The 14,827-nt window shown below is 60.7% G+C and carries 13 protein-coding genes and 1 riboswitch; of the genes, 8 read left to right on the plus strand and 5 right to left on the minus strand.

Annotated elements, in window-relative coordinates; genetic code table 11:
• Positions 1-168 precede the first annotated feature (168 nt).
• Positions 169-1,641, minus strand: a complete 1,473-nt coding sequence (locus IE188_RS10410; RefSeq protein ID WP_191286433.1) for an MORN repeat-containing protein — start codon at positions 1,639-1,641, stop codon at positions 169-171.
• Positions 1,642-1,829: 188 nt separating this feature from the next.
• Here IE188_RS10410 and IE188_RS10415 point away from each other — a divergent pair, with 188 nt between their 5' ends.
• Positions 1,830-3,491 (plus strand): NAD+ synthase, encoded by a 1,662-nt coding sequence (locus tag IE188_RS10415; RefSeq protein WP_191286434.1) that lies wholly within the window; start codon positions 1,830-1,832, stop codon positions 3,489-3,491.
• A 19-nt stretch (positions 3,492-3,510) separates the two neighbouring features.
• On the opposite strand, the gene IE188_RS10420 is transcribed toward IE188_RS10415, so the two are convergent.
• Positions 3,511-4,446 (minus strand): MBL fold metallo-hydrolase, encoded by a 936-nt coding sequence (locus tag IE188_RS10420; protein WP_191286435.1) that lies wholly within the window; start codon positions 4,444-4,446, stop codon positions 3,511-3,513.
• 118 nt (positions 4,447-4,564) lie between these two features.
• Between IE188_RS10420 and IE188_RS16850 the strand changes: the two genes are divergently transcribed.
• Positions 4,565-4,711 (plus strand): hypothetical protein, encoded by a 147-nt coding sequence (locus IE188_RS16850; protein ID WP_308442450.1) that lies wholly within the window; start codon positions 4,565-4,567, stop codon positions 4,709-4,711.
• Between the two features lie 12 nt (positions 4,712-4,723).
• Positions 4,724-4,999 (plus strand): DUF1801 domain-containing protein, encoded by a 276-nt coding sequence (locus tag IE188_RS16855; protein ID WP_308442452.1) that lies wholly within the window; start codon positions 4,724-4,726, stop codon positions 4,997-4,999.
• Here IE188_RS16855 and IE188_RS10430 read toward each other — a convergent pair whose 3' ends face one another.
• Positions 5,000-5,398 (minus strand): metallopeptidase family protein, encoded by a 399-nt coding sequence (locus tag IE188_RS10430; protein ID WP_191286436.1) that lies wholly within the window; start codon positions 5,396-5,398, stop codon positions 5,000-5,002.
• 63 nt (positions 5,399-5,461) lie between these two features.
• On the opposite strand from IE188_RS10430, the gene gltX reads away from it, so the two are divergent.
• Entirely contained in the window at positions 5,462-6,787 is a 1,326-nt protein-coding gene (gltX, locus tag IE188_RS10435) for a glutamate--tRNA ligase (RefSeq protein WP_191286437.1), read from the plus strand.
• A gap of 97 nt (positions 6,788-6,884) precedes the next feature.
• On the plus strand, positions 6,885-8,303 hold the full coding sequence (locus IE188_RS10440) for an MATE family efflux transporter (RefSeq protein WP_191286438.1): 1,419 nt from the start codon (positions 6,885-6,887) through the stop codon (positions 8,301-8,303).
• Here IE188_RS10440 and IE188_RS10445 read toward each other — a convergent pair.
• The gene (locus IE188_RS10445; protein ID WP_191286439.1) at positions 8,283-8,840 is read right to left on the minus strand and encodes a gamma-glutamylcyclotransferase family protein; all 558 of its coding nucleotides are present in this window, start codon (positions 8,838-8,840) and stop codon (positions 8,283-8,285) included. The two genes, IE188_RS10440 and IE188_RS10445, sit on opposite strands and share 21 nt — an antisense overlap.
• Before the next feature lie 71 nt (positions 8,841-8,911).
• Positions 8,912-9,000: riboswitch (glycine riboswitch) on the plus strand.
• 152 nt (positions 9,001-9,152) lie between these two features.
• Here IE188_RS10445 and gcvT point away from each other — a divergent pair.
• From gcvT to gcvP, 3 genes are all read left to right on the plus strand, one after another.
• Complete coding sequence (gene gcvT, locus IE188_RS10450; protein WP_191286440.1) at positions 9,153-10,277, plus strand: glycine cleavage system aminomethyltransferase GcvT; 1,125 nt, start codon at positions 9,153-9,155, stop codon at positions 10,275-10,277.
• A 27-nt stretch (positions 10,278-10,304) separates the two neighbouring features.
• The gene (gene gcvH, locus IE188_RS10455) at positions 10,305-10,664 is read left to right on the plus strand and encodes a glycine cleavage system protein GcvH (RefSeq protein WP_191286441.1); all 360 of its coding nucleotides are present in this window, start codon (positions 10,305-10,307) and stop codon (positions 10,662-10,664) included.
• Positions 10,665-10,754: 90 nt separating this feature from the next.
• The gene (gcvP, locus tag IE188_RS10460) at positions 10,755-13,601 is read left to right on the plus strand and encodes an aminomethyl-transferring glycine dehydrogenase (RefSeq protein ID WP_191286442.1); all 2,847 of its coding nucleotides are present in this window, start codon (positions 10,755-10,757) and stop codon (positions 13,599-13,601) included.
• A 173-nt stretch (positions 13,602-13,774) separates the two neighbouring features.
• Here the strand turns inward: gcvP and IE188_RS10465 are convergent, their stop codons facing one another.
• Positions 13,775-14,824, minus strand: a complete 1,050-nt coding sequence (locus IE188_RS10465) for an ornithine cyclodeaminase (RefSeq protein WP_191286443.1) — start codon at positions 14,822-14,824, stop codon at positions 13,775-13,777.
• Between the last annotated feature and the right edge of the window lie 3 nt (positions 14,825-14,827).

Genomic DNA, 14,827 nt, shown 5'->3' on the forward strand with positions numbered 1-14,827 from the left:
GTCGCGCCAAAACGGCACGCTCAGAGGCGGCTAAGAAGAAGCAGAAGGCCCAGCGCGGGGCCCGAAGTCGTGATATGTTTCTGCATTACCATGGGCGCGACTATAGGACGGTTTGGCGCAAGATAAAGATCTTTTTCGCCCCAGCCCAAGATTTCACCAAGGCCGGGTCTAGTTGGTGGCGGCATCCGAACTGGCCGCGGCGGCATCCGACCCTGCGGCGCTGTCCAGCGCCGGCGCGGGAGAGGTGCTGGCGGTCCCGGCGATGAGGCCGTCTTCCCAGGTGCCTTCCTCCTGACTGCCGTCGGCGCGGGTCACGACCCCTTTGCCGTGGCGTTTGCCCTTCTGGAAACCACCCTGATAGCGATCGCCATTGGCATAGATTGCGACGCCTTGACCGTGAAACAGCCCCGACAGCCATTCACCGTCATAAGAAAATCCATCCGTCCCGGTATAGGTGCCCTTGCCTTCGCGCAATCCGCCGACAAAGCTGCCCTCGTATACTGCACCATCGGCAAAGACCGAACGGCCCTGCCCATGCGGCTGCCCGGCCTGCCATTCCCCGGTATAGGTGGTGCCATCGGCGGTCGTCAGACTGCCCTGCCCGTCATAGAGCGCGTCTTTGAACATCCCGTCATAGACGGTGCCGTTGGTGTAGCGGGCAATCCCCTTGCCTTCGATCACCCCGGCTTTCCATTCGCCTTCATAGGTGTTGCCATCGGGATAGGTGATCGTGCCGGTGCCGTCGGCCAGACCATCGCGAAACTGCCCTTCATACACCGAGCCATCGGGATATGTCACCTTGCCCGCGCCCTGTATGACACCGGCCACCCAACTGCCTTCGTAACGATAGCCGTCAGCCCCTTCGAACACGCCCTGCCCGTGGCGCTTGTCGTTTTCGAAACTGCCTTCATAGCGGTCACCATTGGCGTATTCGACCACGCCTTGCCCCTGACGGGCCCCTGCTTCGAAATTGCCGGAATAGATGTCGCCATTGGCCTGTTTCAGGATACCTTCACCCTGCATCTGGCCCTTTTCCCAGGTGCCATCGAAAATCATTCCATCGGCCTGCGTCAGGACGCCTGTGCCATGACGTTCGCCTGCCCGCATCTCACCGTCATAGGTGGACCCATCCGCATAGGTCGAGATGCCGCGTCCTTCTTTCACGCCAGCAACCCAGTCGCCTTCATAGATATAACCGGTCGGGCTTTGCAGCCGCCCCTGCCCGTGATGCATCGCGTTGCGGAACCCGCCCTCGTATTTGATGCCATTGGCATAGATCGCAAGGCCCGATCCATTGATCTTGCCATCCACCCAGTCACCTTCGAAGGTCGATCCGTCGGCAAAGGTGATCTTGCCAAAGCCCTCGGGTTTGCCCTTGGCGAAGCTGCCTTCATAAATCGACCCGTTGGGGAAACGCGCGACACCCTGGCCGACAATCTCGCCCTCGATGAACTCGCCGGTATATTCGTAGCCGGTGGGCAATTGCAGCGTGCCCATCCCGTGTTGCACGCCCCCTTTGAACGTCCCCTCGTACACCGCGCCATCTTCGTATTGCTTGGTCTCGACCTGCGCCATGACAGGCGTCGCCCCCAGCGCCAGACCCAAGACGACTCCACGAATACCTGTGCGAAGGGGATCCATGTCCAACCTCTTTCAATGAGTGTTATTTTTCGCGCTTCAACCCACGCAAACCCGTCGCAAGACTAAGCGAGCCGTGGTCCCGAAACAACGGTTTTCCCACGCATGGTCTTTATCCCGCACGCAAACCTGCTACATCTGTGCGCAGGATCAAACCTGGCAGAGAATGCCGGGCCAAAAGGATACGCGCGATGAGTGACCATTTCCGCCTGACGCTGGCGCAGTTGAACCCGACCGTCGGCGCCCTGGCAGCCAATGCAGAAAAGGCGCGCAAGGCATGGGCCCAGGCGAAATCCGCCGACAGCAATTTGGTCGCCCTGCCCGAGGCTTTCATCACCGGCTATCAGACTCAGGACCTGGTCATGCGCCCACAGTTTTTTCGTGACGCCATGGACGCGGTTGAGCAGCTTGCCGCCGATTGCGCCGATGGTCCCGCGATGGGCATTGGTGGTCCATATTTTGACGGCACCAATCTGTTCAATGCCTACTACATCCTGCATGGCGGCAAGGTGGCTGCGCGCATTCTGAAACAGCGCCTGCCCAACTTCACCGTGTTTGACGAAAAACGGCAGTTCACATCCGCCGATCCGCAAGGCCCGGTGGGCTTGGGGCCGATCCGTATCGGCATCCCCATTTGCGAAGACGCATGGCATAGCGAAAACGTCTGCGAAACATTGGCTGAAAGCGGGGCCGAGTTGCTGCTGATCCCCAACGGATCCCCCTATTATCGGCGCAAGTTCGATGTGCGGGTGAACCACATGGTGGCGCGGGTCGTCGAAACCGGGCTGCCGCTGATCTATCTGAATATGGTGGGCGGCCAGGACGATCAGGTGTTCGACGGCGGGTCCTTCGCCCTGAACCCGGGTGGAGAGCTGGCCATGCGCATGACCACCTTTGACGAGGAGATCCGCCATATCGACCTGAATCGCACCGACGAAGGCTGGCGCATTGCCCCCGGCCCCATCGCTGTGCATGGGGATGAATGGGAACAGGATTACCGCGCCATGGTCGAAAGCCTGCGCGACTATATGCGCAAGACTGGGTTCAAGAAGGTGCTGCTTGGCCTGTCCGGCGGGATCGACAGCGCGATTGTCGCGACCATTGCCGTCGATGCGCTGGGGCCCGAGAATGTGCGCTGCGTGATGCTGCCGTCTGAATACACGTCGCAAAGCTCGCTGGATGATGCCAAGGACATCGCGACCCGTTTGGGCTGCTCCTATGACATCGTTCCGATCCGCGAAGGCCGTGAGGCGATCACCAACACGCTCGCCCCTTTTTTCGAGGGCATGGAACCCGACGTGACCGAAGAAAACATCCAGTCCCGCCTGCGGGGTCTTCTGCTGATGGCGCTTTCCAACAAGTTCGGCTCAATGCTTCTGACCACCGGCAACAAGTCCGAGGTCGCCGTGGGTTATGCCACGATCTATGGCGACATGGCGGGCGGCTACAATCCGATCAAGGATCTGTACAAAACCCGGGTGTTCGAACAATGCCGCTGGCGCAATGCCAATCACCGCGACTGGATGAACGGCCCCGAGGGCGAGGTCATCCCGGTCTCGATCATCGACAAACCACCATCTGCGGAGTTGCGCCCCGACCAGAAGGACGAAGACAGCCTGCCGCCTTACGAGGTGCTGGACGCGATCCTTGAGGGGCTGATCGACGACGAGAAATCGGTGGCCGAACTGGTGGCAGAAGGGTTCGACCGGGCGACGGTCAAGAAAGTCGAGCATCTGATCTTCATCTCGGAATACAAACGCTTCCAATCCGCACCCGGCACGCGCCTGACCATGCGCAGTTTCTGGCTGGACCGCCGCTATCCGATCGTGAATCGCTGGCGGGACGAAAGCTGATCGCCCCGCCGCGCATGTCTCAGCCCATCAAAAGCTGATAACTGTGTGGGACATAGTGGAAGCCTGCGTCCCGCGCCTCGACATAGCCAAGCGCCGGGAAGGGCATGTGGTATCCGATAAAGGGCATTTTCTCGGCAGCCAGCATTCCCAGCAGCGACCGGCGGGTTGCGGCGGCGGCTTCCTTGTCGCGGTCGAACTTCACCTCCCAATCCGGATAGGCCAGCGACCAGACGTAATGGTTGGCGAAATCCGCGGCGATCAGAAGCGAGTTTCCGTCGCTGTCCAGCCGATAGGCCATGTGGCCGGGAGTATGGCCAAACGCCTCGACCGCTTCGATACCGGATGCAACCGTGTCGCCGCCGTTGATCATGGTTGTCTGGTCCGCCAGAGGAGCCACTTTGGCGTCGAACCCCTCGTTGCCCGCTGCCGCCCAATGGTCGAACTCCAGCGCGCCGGTGACGTAACGGGCATTGGGGAAGGTCACTCCGCCATCACCGGACAAGCCGCCGATATGGTCGCCATGCATATGGGTGATCACGACGATATCCACCTGATCCGGCGCATACCCTGCATCAGCCAGCGCCGCCGTGATACCCTTGGCGTTCAGGCCCGTATCAAACAGCACAAGCTCGGACCCGGTGTTCACCACGGTCGGTGTAAAGAAAAACTGCGCTGCATCGGTCGGGATATGTGCGGTTTCCGAGGCTGCAGCGAACTCCTCTGCGCTGACATTCATGCCAAAAATGCTTTGCGGGTCTTCGACCGTGCGGTTGCCCGCCAACAGAGTCGTGACCTCGAACCCGCCCAACATGACGGTCTGCGATGCGGTGCTGGACAAGCCTGTTTGCGGAGCCATCGCACGCGCAGGTCCAGCAGCAAGCCCTGCCAGCGGCGCGGCGGCGCCCGCCATCAACAGATGTCGGCGCGACAGATAGGGAACGGAGAAAGATTTCATGAGGGACCTCCCGGTAAGAGCAGATTTTGATGAGATTCAGACCTGCACTATACTTCGATTTCCGATGGAAATGGACGGCGTCACGCAATCGTGACAAGCTTCAACACAAGGGCATGGCATGAGCACGCAGGAAAACAAGACACGCCCGACCGGTCAGGCCGTCACCCGCTTCATCGCCGCGGTCGAGCCCGAACCGAAACGCAAGGACGCCGAGGCGCTTGATCGGTTGTTTCGTCAGGTGACAGGGTTCGCGCCCGTCATGTAGGGCCCGTCCATCATCGGCTATGGCCGCTATCACTACCGCTATGACAGCGGGCGTGAAGGGGAGTTTCTGGCCACCGGTTGTTCACCCCGCAAGGCGCGTCACTCGATCTATATCATGCCGGGATATGCCGATTACGGTGATATTCTGGCGCGGCTTGGCAAGCACAAGATGGGCAAGTCCTGTCTTTACGTGAACAAACTGGCGGATATTGATCTGGAGGTATTGGCGGAGTTGATCCGGGCAGGCCTGCACGATCTGGACAAGAAATGGCCCGTGCAGCCCGTTTGATCATTCCCACCAGCGATCAATTTCGGCGATATCCTCGTCCGACCACCCGAAATGATGGGCAAACTCGTGAACGACGATATGCCCGACCAGTTCTGCCAGCGACACATCCCCGCGCGACGCCCATTCGTCAAGGATTGGCCTGCGAAACAGCGTGACTGTGTCCGGGGCGAAGGGTTGGTCAGACACGGATTTCTGTGTCAGCGGAATGCCTTCGTAAACCGCCGTCAACTCGAACGGATCTTCGATCTCCATCTCGGACAGCAACACGGCATTCGGCATGTTCTCGACCCGGATCGCAACCTCCAGCGCCTTTTCGACAAAGGCAGGTGGCAGGCGCATCCGGGCGTCATGGGCAAGCGCCTCGATATCTGCGATGGAAGGGGCGTATTTCCGAGTCATACCGGATTATATGGACAAATCCGGGCCAGTATGAAAGAGGGACGAGCCAAGGAGACCTGACCCATGACCACCACCCGCTTTGCCCCCTCGCCCACCGGCTATATCCATGTTGGCAACCTGCGCACCGCGCTGTTCAACTTTCTGATCGCTGCCAAGTCGGGCGGGCAATTCATCCTGCGTCTTGATGACACCGACCCGGAACGCTCCAGGCAGGAATATGCGGATGCCATCAAAGAGGATCTGGAATGGCTGGGCCTGACCTGGGACCGGGTCGAGAAGCAGTCCGACCGGCTGGACCGGTACGAGGCCGCCGCGCAAGAGCTGCGCGACATGGGCCGGTTTTACGAGTGTTTCGAAACCCCGACCGAGCTGGACCTGAAGCGCAAGAAGCAACTGAACATGGGCAAGCCGCCGGTCTATGACCGCTCGGCTTTGGCGCTGTCGGAAGATGAAAAGGCCAAGCTGCGCGAAGAACGTGGGCAAGGCCACTGGCGGTTCAAGCTGGATCACGAGCGGATCAACTGGACCGATGGCATTCTGGGCGACATCTCGATCGATGCGGCTTCTGTGTCCGACCCGGTGCTGATCCGCGGTGACGGGCAGTTTCTGTATACGCTGGCCTCGGTCTGTGACGACATCGACTTTGGCATCACTGATGTTGTGCGCGGGTCCGACCACGTGACCAACACCGCCACGCAAATTCAGATCATCGAAGCCCTGGGCGGCAAGGTGCCGTCTTTTGCGCACCACTCGCTCTTGACCGGTCCGCAGGGTGAGGCGTTGTCGAAACGCCTTGGCACGCTGGCAATTCGTGACCTGCGCGAACGCGGCGTTCAGCCGATGGCGCTGCTGAGCCTTCTGGCGCGGTTGGGGTCGTCGCAGCCGGTTGAACTTCGCAACTCGTTGGAGGAAATCGTTGAAGGGTTCGACCTGTCCACCTTCGGCTCTGCGCCCACCAAGTTTGACGTAGAAGACCTGTTGCCGCTGACCGCCCGGTATCTGTCACAGCTTCCGGCAACCGCCGTCGCGGACACGCTGTACGGTCTTGGCGTGCCTGCCGAACAGGCGGATGCCTTCTGGTCCGTTGCGCGTGAAAACATCACGACACTGGGCGATCTTGAAGGCTGGTGGACCCTGTGCCGCGATGGAGCGGACCCAGTGATTGACGAAGAGGACCGCGAATTCGTCGCCACAGCGATGGGACTGCTGCCGGACGGACCGTACAACGCCGACAGCTGGTCAAACTGGACTGCTGCTGTGAAAGAGGCCACCGGCCGCAAGGGCCGCGGGTTGTTCATGCCGCTGCGCAAGGCCCTGACCGGAATGGATCACGGCCCGGACATGTCAGTGCTTCTGCCGCTGATGCAGGTGATCCGCGCCAAGGACTGATCCTTTACACCGGATCGGTGCGGCGGGTTTGGGTTTTTCCCTCTGGCCCGGCACGCCGCACTCCTCCATGCTGTCAAAGCGTGACAGGAGATTACCAATGGCCCAACCCCAAACGGCAAGCGATGCGCAGGCGAAATTCCTGTCAGGCAGCTTGTTGCGTCATATCACGGTGATGTCGCTGACCGCTTCGGTCGGTTTAATGGCGATCTTTCTTGTCGACCTCGTGGACATGATCTTCATCTCGTGGCTGGGCCGGGATGAACTGGCGGCGGCCGTGGGCTATGCCGGCGCTATCCTGTTTTTCACGACCTCCTTCGGCATTGGCATGTCCATCGCGGCCGGTGCCCTTGTGGCGCGGGCGCTGGGGCAAGGCGACCGACAGACGGCGAAACGCCGCGCGGCGACCGCGCTTCTGTATGGGGTCGTGATCGGCAGCGCCTTCGCAGCCCTTGTCTGGTGGTTCGTACCGGAACTGGCAGCCCTTTTGGGGGCGTCCGGGGACACGCTGACACTGGCAACCGGGTATCTCAGGATCATCCTGCCCAGCCTGCCTATCCTGATCGTCGGCATGGTCGGCGGGGCGATTCTACGTGCCCATGGTGACGCCCGACGCGCGATGATGGCGACGATCTGGGGCGGATTGGTGAATGCCGTGCTGGACCCGATCCTGATTTTCGGTCTGGACCTTGAACTGACGGGTGCGGCGCTGGCTTCGGTTTGTGCGCGTATGACAATCGCGGTCATGTCGATCTATCCCGTGCTGCGTCATCATGGCGGGTTGGACCGCCCCCGATCGGTCGACTTCAAAGTCGATTTCACAGCCATCATGACCATCGCCCTGCCGGCGATCCTGACCCAGTTCGCTACACCAGTCGGTCAGGCCTATGTCACCCGCGCCATGGCCAAGTTTGGCGAAGACGCCGTGGCGGGCATGGCCATCGTGGGGCGTCTGGTGCCGGTCTCGTTTGCCGTTATTTTTGCGCTGTCAGGGGCCATTGGCCCGATTGTCGGCCAGAATTTCGGGGCGGGTCGGCTGGACCGTGTGCGCCGCACCATTCGTGACGGGTTGGTGTTCACGCTGTGCGTATCGGTCGCCGTCAGCGCCATCCTGTTCGTCCTGCGCGCGCCGATTGCCGATCTGTTCAACGCCGAAGGGCTGGCCCGCGACCTGGTCTATCTGTTCTGTGGTCCCTTGGCGCTGGCGTGGTTCTTCAACGGCGTGATCTTCGTCACCAATGCCAGTTTCAACAACCTGGGCCATCCCTTCTATTCGACCTGGGTAAACTGGGGTCGGCAGACGCTGGGCACGATCCCGTTGGTAATGCTGGGGGCAGCCTATTGGGGCGCGCCGGGCGTGCTGATCGGGCAGGCTGTCGGCGGGTTGATCTTCGCGGCAATCGCGCTTTTGCTGTCGGCGCACGTGTTGCGCATGGCGGAGCGTGGGGAATGCGAGGCAGATGCCCACCCGTACCAGCGGCAAACCCGACAGATATCGCTATTTGGTCTGCGCCGATAGGCGGGACAGACCTGCATCGACGATCTGCTGCTCTTCTTCGGTCAGCGTCTGCGCGCGTGGATAGATCGGCGCGGCGCGGTCGTTCAGAATAGGCGCGTGCCAGCCTTCGGTGGTTTCGAAGAAATGCGTGACGCCGGGCAAACCGAACTCGGCCAGGTATCCCTGTACTACAACGTCGATATAGCTAAGCAGCACCGGATTGTCGTCCGTTAGCGGTTGATGCTTGCCGTCCTCGATGGCATAGATGGCCACGTCGGCTGTTTCGACACCATGTTGCACCTCGGGTCCAAGCGGGACGCGCCTGTAAGCGCGCTCTCGGTGGTCCAGTGCTGACCAATCCGCGCCGGGGACCGAGGCGATCATCCCCTCGATGTAATCCTCGCGATCCGGAACCGCGGTCAGATAACACAGCTTGCGCAGCGGTGACCGTCGCCACGCGCGCCGCCACCCCGTCACCCGCGCGGGTTGCGCGTTCTCAAACGCATGGGTGCGGCGGTTCACAAGCGAGCCATAGCCGAAGAAAAACGGATCCTGCATGACCCTACCCTGCCGTGGCATGCAGTTGTGTTCAACCTCTTGCCGAAATCGGTGCAGACGGATAACGTATCGCCATCGCATCGGGAGAATCTGGCGAAAGCTGGTGCCGAAGGAGCAACCGCCCCGGTAAACTCTCAGGCCCACGGACCGATGCGGCGCACAGGACTCTGGAGAGAGGCACACAGATGCCCGCCGAAGGGATAACGATCTCAGGCGACACGGACAGAGGGGGCATCACTGGACGCCGAGGCGTCTGAACGATGCCGGGCGCATGGCTTCCATGACTTACCGGTAGCAATTGGAGGAATGGCCATGGGTGCAGCCCAGGACGATCTGAAACGGACGGGTCTTTACGACCTGCATCTGGAGCTTGGTGCCAAGATGGTGCCATTTGCCGGTTACGAAATGCCCGTGCAATACCCGCTGGGCGTGATGAAGGAACACCTGCACACGCGATCTGCGGCGGGGCTTTTCGATGTCAGCCATATGGGTCAGGTGATCCTGCGCGGCGACAATCCGGCACTGTCGCTGGAACGCCTTGTGCCACAATCAGTTGCGGGACTGGCCGAGGGGCGCCAGCGCTACGGCCTGTTCACCAATGACGATGGCGGCATTCTGGACGACCTGATGATCGCCAATCGCGGCGATCACCTTTTTCTCGTCGTCAATGCCGCCTGCAAGGATGCCGACATTGCCCATATGCGCGCCAACCTAACCGATTGTGAGGTCGAGGTCATTGACGAGCGCGCCCTTCTGGCACTGCAAGGCCCGGCTGCTGAAGGCGCGCTGTCCCGGCTTGTTCCGTCGGCCAAGGACATGAAATTCATGGACGTAGCGGTTACCGACAGCGACTTTGGAGAGCTTTGGATATCCCGCTCGGGCTACACCGGCGAAGACGGATACGAGGTCTCGGTGCCCGACGCCCACGCCGTTGCCTTTGCCCGTGCCCTTCTGGACATGGACGAGGTCGAGCCAATCGGCTTGGGTGCGCGTGATAGCCTGCGGCTCGAGGCCGGGCTGTGTCTTTATGGAAATGACATCGACACCACCACCACGCCGGTCGAAGCCGCCCTTGAATGGGCCGTGCAGAAGGTGCGCAAAACCAGTGGCGAGCGCGAAGGCGGCTTCCCCGGAGCCGACCGCATATTGGCCGAATTCGAAAACGGCGCCACGCGTCGTCGCGTGGGTCTGCTGCCCGAAGGGCGTGCGCCCATGCGGGCCGGAACCGAGCTATATGCCACTGAAGACGCCGTTACGCCCATTGGGCAAGTGACCTCAGGCGCGTTCGGTCCCTCGATCGAGCGGCCGATGTCGATGGGTTATGTCACCATCGAGCACGCCGAAACCGGCACGAGGATATTCGGCGATGTGCGCGGCAAGCGCCAGCCTGTCACGGTTGCGGACATGCCGTTCCGCCCCGCCACTTACAAACGTTGACCCCATATTTCCAGCAGGAGACACAATATGAAATACACCGAAGAACACGAATGGCTGCGCGAAGAAGACGGCGTCTACGTGGTGGGCATCACCACCCACGCCGCCGAGCAACTTGGCGACGTTGTCTTTGTCGAACTGCCCGAAGTCGGCGACACCGTCTCCAAGGATGACGAAATCGTCGTGATCGAAAGCGTCAAGGCCGCGTCCGATATCCTCAGCCCGCTGGACGGCGAGATTACCGAGGTGAACGAAGCCATCGTCGATGAACCCACCAAGGTCAACGAAGACGCCGAAGGCGAAGCGTGGTTCTTCAAGATCAAGGCGTCCGACACCAGCCCGTTGGATGATTACATGGACGAAGCCGGTTACAAGAAATTCATCGGCTGATCCACAGGCCACGCGCCATCAAACACAGGGTCAGGGGCCAACACGGCCCTTGCCATCCCCATATGCCTGCCCCCCGTACGGAGAAACGCAATGTCGTTCACGCCCACCGGTTACAAACCCTATGATTTCGCCAACCGCCGCCATATCGGCCCCTCGCCCACCGAGATGGACGAGATGTTCAAGACCATCGGCGTGAAGGATCTGGACGAGTTGATCGACCAGACCATGCCGAAAAGCATTCGCCAGAAGGAACCTTTGGACTGGGGCCCGGCGTTGTCGGAACGCGAGGCGCTGCACAAGATGCGGTACACGGCGGCACGCAACAAGGTCATGCGGTCCTTGTTGGGTCAGGGCTATCACGGGACGGTGACGCCCCCGGCAATTCAACGCAACATTCTGGAGAACCCCGCCTGGTACACCGCCTACACACCCTATCAGCCCGAGATATCACAGGGCAGGCTTGAGGCGCTGTTGAACTTCCAGACGATGGTATCGGACCTGACCGGGCTTGAGATCGCGAATGCCTCGCTTCTGGATGAAGCGACGGCCTGCGCCGAGGCGATGACCATGGGTCAGCGCATCGCCAAGTCGAAGGCGATGAAGTTCTTCGTGGACGAAGCCTGTCACCCACAGAACATCGCCGTTATGAAAACCCGCGCCGAACCACTGGGGATCGAGATCGTGATCGGCGACCCCGAAGAGGATCTGGTGGCCGATGAGGTGTTCGGCGCGATCTTCCAATACCCCGGCACCTATGGTCGCGTGTGCGATTTCACCGATCAGATTGCGGCGCTGCACGACGCGAAAGCCGTTGGTATCGTATCTGCCGACCCGCTGGCGCTGACCGTGCTGAAAGAGCCGGGCGCAATGGGGGCTGACATCGCTGTCGGCTCGTCGCAGCGGTTTGGCGTGCCGATGGGCTTTGGCGGCCCGCACGCCGCCTATATGGCGACCGCTGACAAGCACAAACGCGCCATGCCGGGTCGCCTGATCGGCGTGTCGATTGATACGCGCGGCAATCAGGCCTATCGCCTGTCGCTGCAAACCCGCGAACAGCATATCCGGCGCGAAAAGGCGACCTCGAACGTCTGCACCGCGCAGGCGCTTCTGGCCGTGATGGCGGGCTTTTATGCGGTTTTCCACGGCCCCGAAGGCCTGAAAGCGATCGCGCAGGACGTGCACCTGAAAACCGTGAGACTTGCCAAGGGGCTCGAGGATGCGGGCTTCACCATCACCTCGAAACACTTCTTTGACACAATCACCGTCCATGTGGGCGCGCTTCAGAACACGGTCCTTAAATCGGCACGTGAGGAAGGCATCAACCTGCGCCCGGTCGACACTGAATATGTCGGCATCACGCTGGATGAAGCCACCCGCCCCGCCGTGATCGAAGGGGTCTGGCGTGCCTTCGGCATCACCCGCAGCTATGACGACAGCGACAACGAATATCGCCTGCCGGATGCAAGCCTGCGGACCTCGGAATACCTGACCCACCCCGTCTTCCACATGAACCGGGCCGAGACCGAGATGATGCGCTATATGCGTCGTCTGGCGGATCGCGACCTGGCGCTGGACCGCGCCATGATCCCGCTTGGGTCCTGCACCATGAAGCTGAACGCCGCTGCCGAAATGATGCCTGTCACATGGCGCGAGTTCGCCTATATCCACCCGATGGCGCCGGAAAATCAGGTCGAAGGCTATGCTGAGATGATCGAGGATCTGAAACAGAAGCTGTGCCTGATCACCGGCTATGACGATATGTCGATGCAACCAAACTCGGGCGCGCAGGGCGAATATGCGGGGCTTCTGACCATTCAGGCCTATCACAAGGCGCAGGGCCAGGGTGATCGCAATGTCTGCCTGATCCCGATTTCTGCGCATGGCACGAACCCTGCTTCGGCGCATATGGTCGGAATGGATGTGGTCGTGGTGAAATCGGCCCCGAACGGGGACATCGACCTTGATGATTTCCGCGCGAAAGCCGAAGCGGCGGGCGACAAGCTGGCCGCGTGCATGATCACCTATCCATCCACCCACGGCGTGTTCGAGGAAACCGTGCGCGAGGTTTGCCAGATCACCCATGACCACGGTGGGCAGGTCTATATCGACGGGGCGAACCTGAACGCGATGGTTGGCTTGTCGAAACCCGGCGAAATCGGCGGGGATGTCAGTCACCTGAACCTGCACAAAACCTTCGCCATTCCACATGGCGGGGGCGGCCCCGGCATGGGTCCGATCGGTGTGAAAGCCCACCTTGCACCGCATCTGCCGGGCAACGGGCTTGTCGGGGAAGAGGGCGCTGTGTCCGCAGCCCCGTTCGGATCAGGCTCGATCCTGCCGATCAGCTGGGCTTACGTGCTGATGATGGGCGGTGACGGGCTGACGCAGGCAACCAAGGTGGCGATCCTGAACGGCAACTATATCGCCACCCGCCTGAAAGGGGCGTTCGACGTGTTGTTTACGGGCAAAAACGGTCGCGTGGCGCATGAATGCATCATCGACACCCGCCCCTATGCCGACAGCGCGGGCGTGACCGTGGACGACATTGCCAAACGTCTGATCGACAACGGCTTCCACGCCCCGACGATGAGCTGGCCGGTGGCCGGCACGCTTATGATCGAACCCACCGAGTCCGAAACCAAGGCCGAACTGGATCGTTTCTGCGATGCGATGCTCGCCATCCGCGAGGAAATTCGCGAGATCGAGGAGGGCAAGATTGATCCGGAAAACAACCCGCTGAAGAACGCGCCCCACACCTATGTGGACCTCGTTGGGGAATGGGACCGCCCCTATACCCGCGAGCAGGGATGCTTCCCGGCGGGCAGCTTCCGGGTCGACAAATACTGGTCGCCGGTGAACCGGGTGGACAACGCCTATGGCGACCGGCATCTGGTCTGCACCTGCCCGCCGCTGACGGATTACACCGACGAAAGCTAAGTGGCGTTTAACGAATGAGAACGGGCGGTGAAGCAATTCACCGCCCGTTTTGATTTTGCCTTGACTGTTCTGCCCACATTGCGATCGCCCGAGCCGAGGGGTGGGCGGGTAGCGCCCGCCCCGCGGGGGCGGTTCGGGCGCTGTCCGTGCAAACACGGATAGACCAACGTTTCTTATCCCTTTGACCGCTCCAGCATCCCGAACAGATCACGCGGATCATCAGGGTCTGCCAACATATCAAGCTGGGTGAAAAACTCTGTCCCCTCAATCGCTTTCGAGATGTAGCGTAGGGCGGAAAAATCCTCGATCGCGAAGCCCACGCTGTCAAACAGGGTGATCTGTTTGGCGTCCGTTCGCCCCGGCGCTTGCCCGGTGATCACCTGCCACATCTCGGTGATCGGGTGGTCCTTGTCCAATTGCTGGATCTCGCCTTCCACCCATGTTTGTTCAGGATACTCGACAAAGATTTTCGACCGCAGAAGGATGTCACGGTGCAGTTCGGTCTTGCCGGGGCAGTCACCTCCGATGGCGTTGATATGCACCCCCTCGCCGATCATGTTGTCAGTCAGGATGGTTGCATATTGCTTGTCGGCGGTGCAGGTGGTGATGATCTGCGCGCCCTCCATGCTTTCCTCGCCGGTCTTGCAGGGTACGACGGTCAATCCCGTCCCTTGCAGGTTGCGCGCGCATTTCTCGGTCGCGGCGGGGTCGATGTCGTAGAGGCGCACCGTGTCGATCCCGCAAATCGCCTTGAAGGCCAGACACTGAAATTCAGACTGTGCGCCATTGCCGATCATCGCCATCGTCTTCGACCCCTTGGGCGCCAGATGTTTGGCAACCATTGCGCTGGTGGCAGCGGTGCGCAGCGCGGTCAACACGGTCATTTCGCTGAGAAGTTTGGGATAGCCCGAGTTCACATCGGCCAAAAGGCCAAACGCGGTGACGGTCTGCAGCCCTTCCTTGGTGTTCTTCGGGTGGCCGTTCACGTATTTGAATCCATACATCTCACCGTCCGACGTCGGCATAAGCTCGATCACCCCAACGTCAGAATGGCTGGCGACGCGGGGGGTTTTGTCAAACAGCTCCCACCGTTTGAAATCGGCTTCGATTTCGTCGGCAAGATCGATCAGCACGTTCTCGATGCCGATATGGTGGACAAGTCCCATCATGTGTTCGACCGACACGAAGGGCACATAAGCAAGTTCAGAGGGCAGAGGCGGCATTGG

It is taken from the genome of Aliiroseovarius zhejiangensis (assembly GCF_014656375.1).
GTDB lineage: Bacteria > Pseudomonadota > Alphaproteobacteria > Rhodobacterales > Rhodobacteraceae > Aliiroseovarius > Aliiroseovarius zhejiangensis.